The following is a 12,344-nucleotide window of genomic DNA, read 5'->3' as shown; positions in this document are numbered from 1 at the left end:
TTAATGGATCTGAACTGAACACAACTCACTGAGGCATTTTGGCCATCGGCAAGAGGTGCTCCTTGAACGGTATATCAGCGGGTACGCTGATACCGCTGGCAAGCCACTGACTGCTCCACCCGAGAATCAGGTTTTTGGACCAGTCTGCAACCAATAGAAATTTTGGCACGAGCTGTGACTCTTGCCACCACCCGTCCTGCTGTACCGGCCCCAGGCTCAACAGCCCGACCGCCACGACCACCAGCAACACGCCACGCGCGGCGCCGAAGGCCATGCCGAGGAATCGATCGGTCCCGGACAGCCCGGTGACGCGAACCAATTCGCCGATAAGATAATTGATCATTGCGCCTACGATTAACGTGGCGACAAACATGATGGCACAGCCCGTGATCACACGGGCCGACGGCGTCTGGATGTATCCGGCGAGGTACTCGGACAATGAACCACCGAACATCCAGGCGACGACTCCTGCGATGATCCAGGTCACCAGCGACAGTGCTTCTTTGACGAAGCCGCGGCTCAGACTGATCAATGCGGAGATGGCGACGATTGCAACGATCGCCCAGTCAACCCAGGTAAATGGCACAGTGCAGCCTACAGACGGATAAGGCGGCGCATTTTAGCAGAGCGCATGGCTATCGGTAAGCTGCGATTGTCAGTGCATTTCAAATCGGGGAGATAGTTTTAGCCCCTATCGAAGCTGCACTCGCCCCTGTAGCAGCTGGCGAAGCCTGCGTCCGGCTGCGCAGCAGCCGTAAAATCAGGCAATTCGGTCTATCCGGCACACCGTGCAAGCAGGGTTTACGACTGCTTCGCAGCCGGACGCAGCCTCGCGGGCTCGGCAGCTGCTACATAGAGCCAATTGACGATTCGTTAGCCACGCTCAGGCTGGAAACGCACCACAAAACCCTTGAGGTTCTGCTGGCGACCCAACAAGTCACGCAGACGATCGGCTTCTGCACGCTCGATCAGCGGTCCGACAAACACCCGATTCTTGCCGTCGGCAGTACGAATGTAGGCGTTGTAGCCTTGGCTGCGCAGGGATTTCTGCAGGCTTTCTGCACTTGCACGGCTCGACAGGCTGGCCAGTTGCACCGACCAACTGACCGACAGGCCATTGGCATCGACGCGGCTTTGAGTCGTGTCCGGCTTGCCCGGCGCAGCCGTGATGGGCTGGCTAGGTGCAACCGTTGGTTTGTTGACCGGCGCCGGAGCTGGTGCGACCGGTTTGGCGGCAGGCGCAGGCGTCACCGGCACACTCGGGGCAATCGCTGTCGACGGTGCTTCTTGCTGAGCGATTTCATCATCACTCGGCACAGGTTCCTGAGGCAGGGCTTGCGGCTCAGGTACTGCCACCGGTTCAACCTGAACTTGCGGCACCGCAGGCGCTTGTGGCGCAGCCGGGGCTTCAACCGTCACTTGACGCTGTTCATCCTGACGGGAAAACAGCATCGGCAGGAAAATCACCGCCAGCGCCACCAGAACCAGGGCGCCAACCATGCGCTGTTTGTATGCCTTATCCAGCAATGCCATTTGCCGCTTCCTCCGTGGAGCGCCGGGCCAGCCATTCAAGGGCCTCGGCGACACAATAAAATGATCCGAACAACAGAATCTCGTCGTCGCTCGTCGCCAGCGCGCACTGCCCATCCAGGGCGGCGGCCACGCTGTCATAGGATGTTACCGAGGCGCCAAGGTTCTGCAATGCTGCGTGCAAATCGGCAACCGGGCGCGCTCGCGGTGAATCCAGCGGCGCGACAGCCCATTGCTGGACACTAGCATTCAATTCACCGACAACACCATCCAGATCCTTGTCCGCCAACAGTCCGAACACCGCCAGACGCTTGCCAACCGGTGGACGGCTGGCCAGACGGCGAGCCAGGTACTCGGCCGCATGCGGGTTATGCCCCACGTCCAGCAACAGGTTCAGGCGCTTGCCCTGCCAGTTGAACTGACGGCGATCGAGGCGACCGACCACCCGAGTGGCTTTCAGCGCAGCAATAATTTGTGCATCCACCCAAGGCAGCCCGAGCAACAGGTAAGCCTGCAACGCCAGCGCGGCGTTTTCCATTGGCAGATCGAGCAACGGCAGATCGTGCAGCTCGACCACACGCCCTTGTGCGTCAAGACCGCGCCATTGCCAGTTGTGATCGGTGATGCCGAGGTCGAAATCGCGCCCACGCAGGAAAAACGGGCAATTGAGCTCGCGCGCTTTATCCAGCAGGGGTTGTGGAGGATTCAGGTCGCCACACAGCGCAGGCGCGCCCTGGCGGAAGATGCCGGCCTTTTCGAACGCTACGGATTCACGGGTATCACCCAGATAATCCGCGTGATCGACACCGATGCTGGTGACCAGCGCCATATCGGCATCGACCACGTTGACCGTGTCCAGACGCCCGCCCAGCCCGACTTCCAGCACCACTGCATCGAGACTGGCGTGTTGAAACAGCCAGAACGCTGCCAGGGTGCCCATTTCGAAGTACGTCAGGGATGTGTCGCCACGGCCCGCCTCGACCGCTGCAAAGGCTTCGCACAGCTCGGCGTCAGTGGCTTCGACGCCATTGACCTGCACCCGCTCGTTGTAACGCAGCAGGTGCGGAGAATTGTAGACACCGACGCTCAGGCCCTGCGCCCGCAGCAACGAAGCCACGAATGCGCAGGTAGAACCTTTGCCGTTGGTGCCGGTGACCGTGATCACCCGAGGCGCCGGCTTGCCCAGTCCCATGCGGGACGCTACCTGTTGCGAGCGCTCCAGGCCCATGTCGATGGCCGAAGGGTGCAACTGCTCAAGGTAGGCGAGCCACTCGCCAAGGGTACGTTCGATCATATGTTGGCGGGCACCGGTGGAACCACGATTGGTTCGATTGGCGCGGCGACGAATTTCGGCGTCGGCAGGCCCATCATTTGTGCCAGCAGATTGCCCAGACGCGGACGCAGTTCCTGACGGTGAATGATCATGTCGATCGCACCGTGTTCCAGCAGGAATTCGCTGCGCTGGAAGCCTTCCGGCAGTTTTTCACGCACGGTTTGTTCAATGACGCGCGGGCCAGCGAAGCCGATCAGGGCTTTCGGCTCACCGACGATCACGTCGCCAAGCATCGCCAGACTGGCGGAAACACCACCGTAGACCGGGTCGGTCAAGACGGAGATGAACGGAATGCCTTCTTCACGCAGACGCGCCAGCACCGCAGAGGTCTTGGCCATTTGCATCAGGGAGATCAGGGCTTCCTGCATCCGCGCACCACCGGAAGCAGCGAAGCAGATCATCGGGCAACGGTTTTCCAGCGCGTAGTTGGCAGCGCGAACAAAACGCTCACCAACGATGGCGCCCATCGAACCACCCATGAAGGAGAATTCGAACGCCGACACCACAACCGGCATGCCCAGCAACGTGCCGCTCATGGAGATCAGTGCGTCTTTTTCGCCGGTCTGCTTCTGGGCAGCGGTCAGGCGATCCTTGTACTTCTTGCCGTCGCGGAACTTCAGACGGTCAACCGGCTCAAGGTCCGCGCCCAGTTCGGCACGGCCTTCAGCGTCGAGGAAGATGTCGATACGGGCGCGTGCGCCGATACGCATGTGGTGGTTGCACTTGGGGCAAACGTCCAGGGTCTTTTCCAGCTCCGGACGATACAGCACAGCCTCGCAAGACGGGCATTTGTGCCACAGACCTTCAGGCACCGAGCTCTTCTTGACCTCGGAACGCATGATCGAAGGGATCAGTTTGTCTACTAACCAGTTGCTCATGCTTTCTTTCTCCAGTACCGGCGGCCCGAACGCTCTGGTTCGCAGCCCCGCGTATGCCCTTGAGCTAAATTCATGTGTGTGGCGATGATCGATGGGTTGCCGGATCAGCTAAACGTGACCTGCGTACACCCCAAAAACCCTCAGCCATGCCTGTGGACGGCGGCAGTGTGCCAGCCGTCACATCAGCTACTGCGTACCGCTTTAATGAATGCCTGAATCTTTGCGTGATCCTTGATGCCCTTGCTCGCCTCCACCCCACCGCTGACGTCCACGGCATAAGGCCGAACCCTTGTAATCGCCTCGGAGACGTTGTCCGGCGTCAAGCCACCCGCCAGGATGATCGGTTTGCTCAAGCCTTGCGGTATCAGAGACCAGTCAAACGCTTCACCGGTTCCACCGGGTACACCTTCAACGTAGGCGTCGAGCAGGATACCGCTGGCACTTGGAAACGCATCGCACGCAGCCGCGATATCGTCACCGGCCTTGACCCGCAGCGCCTTGATGTACGGACGATTCCATTCTTCGCACTCGGCTGCGGTTTCGTCGCCATGGAACTGCAACAGGTCCAGCGGCACGGCGTCGAGGATTTCTCCCAACTCGCAGCGGCTGGCGTTGACGAACAACCCTACGGTGGTCACGAACGGCGGCAACGCCTTGATGATCGAGCGCGCCTGCTGAAACGTCACGGCCCGCGGGCTTTTGGCGTAGAACACAAATCCGATCGCATCAGCCCCGGCCTCAACCGCCGCCAACGCATCTTCTATGCGGGTAATCCCACAAATCTTGCTGCGAACGGCCGACATGTCGATAGAACCCCAAGGTAAATCCGAGAAAGTCCCGGATGGTAACAAAAGCGTTCGAGGGCGTCAGCCGTCAAGTTCCGAGAAACCGGTCAGGAAGTGCGGCCCGATGTAACGCTCGGGCAATTCGAACTCGTCGCGGTACTCGACCTGCACCAGGTACAGGCCGTACGGATGCGCCGTCACCCCGCCGGAACGGCGAATTCGGCTCTCAAGCACCTCTTTCATCCACTCCACCGGGCGCTCGCCGGCACCGATGGTCATCAGCACGCCAGCAATGTTGCGCACCATGTGGTGCAGGAAGGCGCTGGCGCGGATGTCCAGCACGATCATCTTGCCGTGGCGCGTGACGCGCAGGTGATGCAGCTCCTTGATCGGCGACTTGGCCTGACACTGACCGGCACGGAAAGCGCTGAAGTCGTGAGTGCCGACCAGGTACTGCGCCGCCTCGGCCATGCGCTCGACGTCCAGCGGACGGTGGTTCCAGGTGATTTCTTCGTTCAGGTGCGCCGGGCGGATCTGATCGTTGTAGATCACGTAGCGATAGCGCCGGGCAATCGCCTTGAACCGCGCATGAAAATGCGCCGGCATGACCTTGGCCCAGCTGACACTGACGTCGTGAGGCAAATTGATATTGGCGCCCATGACCCAGGCTTTCATCGAACGCTCGACCTGAGTATCGAAATGCACCACCTGACCGCACGCATGCACACCGGCATCCGTACGCCCGGCGCAGAGCAGCGACACCGGTGAGTCGGCGACTTTGGACAAGGCCTTTTCGAGGGTTTCCTGCACGGTGAGTACGCCGGAGGCCTGGCGCTGCCAGCCGCGATAGCGCGAGCCTTTGTATTCAACGCCCAACGCGATCCGGAAAAAGCCGTCGGCCACCATTTCGGCGGCCGGATTATCTATATTTGCCAAGGAGTGACAGCCTGCTGATGTACGCAAAGGCGGGCATTATAAGGCCGCCGGACGGGGACGCCAGTGCAACAGGTGGTACTGCGTTGAATGTGATGCCCTCATCGCGAGCAAGCTCGCTCCCACAGGGATCGGCGTTGCTCAAACTATTTGTGTTCGACGCCAATCCCTGTGGGAGCGAGCCTGCTCGCGAAGACGGCCCGACAGACACCAACGCGCTACCGGCTGAAACAAAAACGGCAGCCTCAATGGCTGCCGTTTTGTTTACGCCTTACCGATCAATCAAGCCAGACGCGAAAGCATTTCCTTGGCTTCGCTCTTCTGACCTGCATCACCCTCGGTCACCACCTCATTGAGGATGTCCCGAGCGCCGTCGGCGTCGCCCATGTCGATGTAGGCCTGGGCCAGATCGAGTTTGGTCGCGACTTCGTCAGTGCCGGATAGGAAATCGAATTCCGGCTCGTCAGCTGCGGAGGCCATGGCGTCTTCCGCCGTGAAGCTCGGCTCGCCAAGACTCTGGGACAGACGATCCAGTTCGGCGTTGACGTCATCCAGTTCGGCGGCAAACGCATCCGGAGCCTCTGGCGCGTCCATTTCGGACGCCAGCGACAAGTCGAAATCGGCTGGCAGCTCCAGATCGTCCAGCGCAACTTCGGGAACAGCCGGCGCTTCAGCGGTAGGTAAATCCAGGTCCTTGACGCCTTCATCCAGACTCAACAGGAAGTCGTCTTCGGCCAGGGTCGCTGGCGAGGCATCCCCACCAAGATCCATATCCAGGTCGAAGTCCGACAGGTCATCGAGGTTTTCCTTGATATCGGTCTGCTGCTGCAACACCGACTCGAAGCTCAAGTCGTCGTCCAGCGGGAACTCGTCCAGCTCAGCCGCAGACACTGGTTCTGCTTCTGGTACTGGTTCTGGTGTAACCACTGCCGGAGAGGCAGCTTCCAGATCATCCAGGCTTAAATCGAAAGCACTGTCGAGGTCATCGGACTTTGCCTCTGCTTCTGGTGCAACCACCGCCGGAGAGGCAGCTTCCAGATCATCCAGGCTCAAATCGAAGGCACTGTCGAAGTCATCGGGCGCTGCCTCTGCCTCTGGTGCAACCACTGCCGGAGTGGCAGATTCCAGATCATCCAGGCTCAAATCGAAGGCACTTTCGAAGTCATCGGGCACTGCCGGTGCCGGCGCTTCAGGCTCGTCCAGCAGCAGGTCCTTGACGTATTGCGCGTCCAGTTCGGCAGCGATCGCAGCGGCTGCGATACCACCGGCTGCCGCAATGACCATGCCTGGGAAGCGGCTCTTGAGTTTTTCGACCTGAGCAAAGTTGTCACCGTTGGCCACCAATTGGCGTTCCTGGGCAACGAATGCATCGCGGTCGCCTTGCTGACCGTAGACTTCCATCAGTTTGAGCCGCAGGTCACTGCGTTGCGGCTCTTGCTTGATCCCGTCTTCCAGCAAGGCAGCCGCCTGATTCAGACGACCGGCAGCGATGTGCGACTGAGCCTTGCTCAGTACGTCGTCGTCGCGTTCGCCAGCAGGCGATACCAGTGGCGCGGCGATCGGCGGCGTTACCACAACCGGAGCAATTACCGGCGCCGGGGCTGGTGCAGGCGGTGGTGTTGGTGTTGGGGTTGGCGCGGTAGCGAGCTTCACGCTTGGCGGCGGCACTTCCAGGTCATCGAAGATGCCTTTTGGCAGGTCGAGTTCAGCGGAGAACGCCTGCTCCTCGGCCAAGTCACGGGCCATGCGCAAATGCTTCTCGGCTTCTTGCTGGGCTTTGCGGCGACGCGCCAGCAACAACAGCAGGAACAGCGCCACTACTGCCCCGCCACCTGCCAGACCCAGTAGCCACGGATTGGTCAGCAGTTCTTTAAATTGCTGATCGTCGGATGCTGCCGGCGTCGGCTCGACTGGCTTCTCGGCCGGAGCTGGAGTGGCCTCGGGCGCAGCAGCCTCAGGTGCAGCCGGAGCCGCGTCCGCAGGCGCTGTTGCGGCAGGGTTGGCCGCCAGTTCGGCTGACATGGCCGGAGTGGTCGCACCGGGTGCCGGCGCATCCGCCGCGCCTTCAGCCTGCAACTTGGCCAGTTGATTGTTCTTCAGCTCGATCAGGCGTTGCAGCTTGTCCATCTGACTTTGCAGATCGGTCACGCGGCTTTTCAGTTCAGCGTTGTCACGACGGCTCGTGTCGAGGCTTTCCTTGGTCACGGCCAGCTTGTTGCTCAAGTTCTTGGCGTCACCCGCAGCGCCTTTGCCACCGGCCTTGCCGGATTCGGCAGAAACCAGACTCAGCTTGTCTGTCGCCGCTTGCGACGAAGGGCCTTCACCGCGAGCGCGTTTGGTGGCATCGAGCTGCTGCTGTCCGGTCCCGGGCTTCGCCACATAGCGACGACCCTGACGCCACGCGGTGTTCTGCGCGGAGACTACAGCAATGGCTTTCGGTTGCGGCAGGCTGGTGCTCTGCGCCTGATCCGGCAGACGCAGCACCTGACCAGCCTTCAACCGGTTGATGTTGCCGTCGATAAAGGCATCCGGGTTCAACGCCTGGATGGCCAGCATGGTTTGCTGGACCGAGCCGCCATTGCGCGCCTTCTCAGCGATTTCCCACAGGGTATCGCGCGGCGCGGTGGTGTATTGGGTTGGTTTGGTGCCACCGGTCACCGGTGCGGTGACGGTTTGCGTCGGTGCAGGCTGCGCAGCCGCATCAGCGGTTTGCGGCGAGAATTTGGACGGATCGAGCAGCACGCTGTAATCGCGCAGCAGGCGACCGTTAGGCCACATCACCTGGACCAGGAATTTCACCATCGGTTCGGAGAGTGGTTTGCTGGATGTCACACGCAGGATGCTTTTACCGCTGGCGTTGAGCACCGGGGTAAAGGTCAGGTCATTGAGAAACGCCTGGCGGTCGACACCGGCCTTGGCGAAATCTTCGGGCGAAGCCAGGCTCGGCACCAATTCGGCAGCGGTGAGGTCCTTGACGTCGAGCAACTCGATTTCCGCCACCAAGGGCTGGTTCAGCGTCGACTTCAGGGTCAATTCCCCAAGCCCGAGGGCATGCGCCATACCGGAGGACAGCGCCGAGGCGGCCGCTATTGCTAACACCAGTTTGCGAACTTGAACCATAGCCTCATCCTTTGTTTGAACATTCCTCGGCCAGCGAGAAGGTGTTGATAGTCGCTGCCGTAAGGCATTGCGCGCGGCGGCGAAGAGTCGTCGCGCGCGATCATTTCATTCATGCCACGCAAAGCCCCGGAGGGAGCCCGCCTTCAGCAGTCCGGCCAAGCATAGCGCCCGGCTGGATTCATTCGACAAATTGTTGCCAAGTATCTTTTACAGCAGGTCTTTTATCAACAATTCAGCCACCTGCACAGCATTGAGCGCTGCGCCTTTGCGTACGTTATCTGACGTCAGCCACAAATTAAGTTCCGACAGGTCGTCGATCCCGCTGCGAACCCGACCAACGTAGACCACGTCCTGCCCTACCGCATCGCCTACCGGTGTCGGGTAATCGCCGGCTTCCACCAGCTCGATACCGGGCGCGTCTTCCAGGGCGGCGTTGACTTTTCCCAGGTCGATGTCGCTCGATGACTGCAAGGTCACGTTAAAGCTATCGCCAAAAAACACCGGGGCTTGAATGCAAGTGACGGAAATCTTTAATAAAGGCAGCGCCATGACCTGACGCAGCTCGCGTACCAGGCGTTTTTCCAGCAGCGTGTGACCCTGCTCATCAGGCTTGCCCACTTGCGCCAGCAGGTTGAAGGCCATCTGCCGATCGAAGAAGGTCGGCTCCAGCGGACGCACGTTGAGCAACTCGGCCGTTTGCCGTGCCAGCTCGGTGACGGCTTCGCGGCCCTGGGCAGACACGGCCAGACTGGCGGTCAAATTGATGCGTTGCAGGTCGAGCAAACCGAGCAACGGCGCGAGCACTACCGCCAGTGTGGTGGCCGAAGGGCTTGGACTGCTGACCTGGAACGGCTTTTTCAAACCGACCAGCACCTGCGCGTTGGCTTCAGGCACGATTTGTGGCGCCTGATCAGCCGGCAAGGCGCCGGACAAGTCGATCAGCGAGCAACCGGCGGCCGTGGCACGCGAAGCGAAACTCAGGGTTACCGCTGGGCCGGCCGCGAAGAACACCAGCTGGACTTTACTGAAGTCGAACTCATCGACCTCCCGCACCCGCACGTTCTTGCCGCGAAACGGCACCGAATGCCCGGCCGATTCGCTGCTGGCGAGCAGGTGCAGATTGCCGACAGGGAAGTCGCGCTCTTCGAGAATCTGCACGAGCGTTTCGCCGACAGTACCGGTGGCGCCGATCACGGCAATATCAAAGGACTGGCTCATGGTTCTACCTCTGGCGAAACGGGGGGAGCGGCACTTTACCGGGTGGTTGGCGCACAGGCAATTCGGCTGGGATCTGCGCAGGCAGACCCGGCCCCTTCGCGAGCAGGCTCGCTCCCACATTAGACCGCGATCAACTGTGGGAGCGAGCCTGCTCGCGAAGGGGCCGGTACAGACAACTTATCGACATCAGACTGTTGGGTATAAAAAAACCCGCACCTCTTTCAAGGCACGGGTTCGTTCATTGCTTCAATCGATCAACGCTCAAGCAGGATCCGCAGCATGCGACGCAGCGGTTCAGCCGCGCCCCACAGCAGTTGGTCGCCGACGGTGAACGCGCCGACGTACTGCGTGCCCATGTTCAGCTTGCGCAGACGGCCAACCGGTACGTTCAGGGTGCCGGTGACTTTCGTCGGGCTCAGTTCCTGAATGCTGGCTTCGCGGCTGTTCGGCACCAGTTTGACCCAAGGGTTGTGCTGGCTGATCAGCCCTTCGATGTCGGCGATCGGCACATCTTTGTTCAGTTTGATGGTCAGCGCCTGGCTGTGGCAGCGCATGGCACCGATACGCACGCAGATGCCATCGACCGGGATCGGGCTCTTGAAGCGACCGAGGATCTTGTTGGTCTCGGCCTGAGCTTTCCACTCTTCGCGGCTCTGACCGTTCGGCAGTTCCTTGTCGATCCACGGGATCAGGCTGCCGGCCAGCGGTACGCCAAAGTTTTCGGTCGGGTACGCGTCGCTGCGCATGGCTTCGGCCACACGGCGATCGATGTCGAGGATCGCGCTGGCCGGGTCGGCCAGTTGATCGGCGACAGCGGCGTGGGTCGCGCCCATTTGCTTGATCAGTTCGCGCATGTTCTGCGCACCGGCACCGGAGGCCGCCTGATAGGTCATGGCACTCATCCACTCGACCAGACCGGCTTCAAACAGACCGCCCAGCCCCATCAGCATGAGGCTGACGGTGCAGTTGCCGCCGATGTAGTTCTTGGTGCCCGCGTCGAGCTGCTGGTCGATGACCTTGCGGTTCACCGGGTCCAGCACGATCACCGCGTCATCCTGCATGCGCAGACTGGAAGCGGCGTCGATCCAGTAACCCTGCCAGCCGGCTTCGCGCAGTTTCGGGAAAACTTCGCTGGTGTAGTCGCCACCCTGGCAGGTCAGAATCACGTCGAGGGTTTTCAGCTCATCAATGCTGTAAGCGTCCTTGAGCGGAGCAATGTCCTTGCCCACGGACGGGCCTTGGCCACCGACATTGGAAGTGGTGAAAAACACCGGCTCAATAAGATCGAAATCCTGCTCTTCCAGCATCCGCTGCATGAGCACGGAACCGACCATACCGCGCCAACCGATCAGACCTACACGTTTCATCGCAACTACACCTTCTTTAAAAAGTGGGCCGCTGCTTTCAAGAGTGAAAGTTGCAGCGGGCCCGAGAGATTACAGATTCCGCAGCGCGGCGACTACTGCGTCGCCCATTTCCTGCGTACCGACTTTAGTGCAACCGGCCGACCAGATGTCGCCAGTGCGCAGGCCTTGGTCCAATACCAGACTGACGGCCTTCTCGATCGCATCGGCCGCATCCTGCAGATTGAAGCTGTAACGCAGCATCATCGACACCGACAAAATGGTCGCCAACGGGTTGGCAATGCCTTTGCCAGCGATGTCCGGCGCCGAACCGTGGCACGGCTCGTACATGCCTTTGTTGTTGGTATCCAACGACGCCGACGGCAGCATGCCGATGGAACCGGTGAGCATCGACGCTTGGTCGGAAAGAATGTCGCCGAACAGGTTGTCGGTGACGATCACGTCGAATTGCTTCGGTGCACGCACCAGCTGCATGGCGGCGTTGTCGACGTACATGTGGCTCAGTTCGACTTCAGGGTAATCCTTGGCCACTTGTTCGACGATTTCACGCCACAGTTGGCTGGAGGCCAGTACGTTGGCCTTGTCCACCGAGCACAGCTTCTTGCCGCGCACCATGGCCATGTCGAAACCGACACGGGCGATACGGCGGATTTCGCTTTCGCTGTACGGCAGGGTGTCGTAAGCCTGACGCTCGCCGTTTTCCAGGGTGCGGGTACCGCGTGGTGCGCCGAAGTAGATACCGCCGGTCAGTTCACGGACGATCAGGATGTCCAGGCCAGCAACGATTTCAGGCTTCAGGCTCGAAGCCTCGGCCAATTGCGGGTACAGGATCGCCGGACGCAGGTTGCCGAACAGGCCCAGTTGCGCACGGATTTTCAGCAGGCCGCGCTCAGGGCGAATGTCACGCTCGATGGTGTCCCATTTCGGGCCGCCCACGGCGCCGAGCAGTACAGCGTCGGCCGCGCGTGCACGGTCCAGGGTTTCGTCAGCCAGCGGCACGCCGTGTTTGTCGATGGCAGCGCCACCGATCACGTCATGGCTCAGCTCGAAGCCCAGGCTGTACTTGGTGTTGGCCAGTTCCAGCACCTTGACCGCTTCGGCCATGATTTCCGGGCCAATACCGTCGCCTGGGAGAATCAGAATCTGCTTGCTCATGCTTTCCTCATGTCATCAGTCGGTGCGC

10 protein-coding genes are annotated in these 12,344 nt (G+C 60.6%); all 10 read right to left on the bottom strand.

Annotation, left to right across the window (positions count from 1 at the left end):
• Positions 1–25 precede the first annotated feature (25 nt).
• The 10 genes from AC3IUE_RS10785 to leuB all read right to left on the bottom strand — a co-directional run bounded on the left by AC3IUE_RS10785 (position 26) and on the right by leuB (position 12,316).
• On the bottom strand, positions 26–586 hold the full coding sequence (locus AC3IUE_RS10785; protein WP_046047730.1) for a CvpA family protein: 561 nt from the start codon (positions 584–586) through the stop codon (positions 26–28).
• A gap of 287 nt (positions 587–873) precedes the next feature.
• Positions 874–1,533, bottom strand: coding sequence for an SPOR domain-containing protein (locus AC3IUE_RS10780; protein ID WP_489267262.1), 660 nt, complete (start codon positions 1,531–1,533; stop codon positions 874–876).
• Positions 1,517–2,824, bottom strand: a complete 1,308-nt coding sequence (gene folC / locus AC3IUE_RS10775) for a bifunctional tetrahydrofolate synthase/dihydrofolate synthase (protein ID WP_489267260.1) — start codon at positions 2,822–2,824, stop codon at positions 1,517–1,519. Before folC ends, AC3IUE_RS10780 begins: the two co-directional genes overlap by 17 nt.
• Positions 2,821–3,741, bottom strand: coding sequence for an acetyl-CoA carboxylase, carboxyltransferase subunit beta (accD, locus tag AC3IUE_RS10770; RefSeq protein WP_056744405.1), 921 nt, complete (start codon positions 3,739–3,741; stop codon positions 2,821–2,823). The genes folC and accD overlap by 4 nt, the downstream gene beginning before the upstream one ends.
• Positions 3,742–3,923: 182 nt before the next feature.
• A complete protein-coding gene (locus tag AC3IUE_RS10765) occupies positions 3,924–4,544 on the bottom strand; it encodes a phosphoribosylanthranilate isomerase (RefSeq protein WP_489267258.1) in 621 nt (206 codons plus the stop codon).
• A 63-nt stretch (positions 4,545–4,607) separates the two neighbouring features.
• Positions 4,608–5,432, bottom strand: coding sequence for a tRNA pseudouridine(38-40) synthase TruA (truA, locus tag AC3IUE_RS10760; RefSeq protein WP_046047735.1), 825 nt, complete (start codon positions 5,430–5,432; stop codon positions 4,608–4,610).
• A 309-nt stretch (positions 5,433–5,741) separates the two neighbouring features.
• Complete coding sequence (locus tag AC3IUE_RS10755) at positions 5,742–8,579, bottom strand: FimV/HubP family polar landmark protein (protein ID WP_489267256.1); 2,838 nt, start codon at positions 8,577–8,579, stop codon at positions 5,742–5,744.
• Between the two features lie 207 nt (positions 8,580–8,786).
• Positions 8,787–9,797, bottom strand: coding sequence for an aspartate-semialdehyde dehydrogenase (locus tag AC3IUE_RS10750; protein ID WP_489267255.1), 1,011 nt, complete (start codon positions 9,795–9,797; stop codon positions 8,787–8,789).
• A gap of 254 nt (positions 9,798–10,051) precedes the next feature.
• Positions 10,052–11,164: an aspartate-semialdehyde dehydrogenase gene (gene asd, locus AC3IUE_RS10745; protein ID WP_033061853.1), complete on the bottom strand. Its 1,113-nt coding sequence runs from the start codon at positions 11,162–11,164 to the stop codon at positions 10,052–10,054.
• A gap of 69 nt (positions 11,165–11,233) precedes the next feature.
• Positions 11,234–12,316, bottom strand: a complete 1,083-nt coding sequence (gene leuB, locus AC3IUE_RS10740; protein ID WP_056744397.1) for a 3-isopropylmalate dehydrogenase — start codon at positions 12,314–12,316, stop codon at positions 11,234–11,236.
• Positions 12,317–12,344: the final 28 nt, after the last annotated feature.

It is taken from the genome of Pseudomonas sp. GL_093 (genome assembly GCF_057837605.1).
Note: the sequence above shows the minus strand (reverse complement) of the source record. Positions and strands in the feature narration are given on the sequence as shown.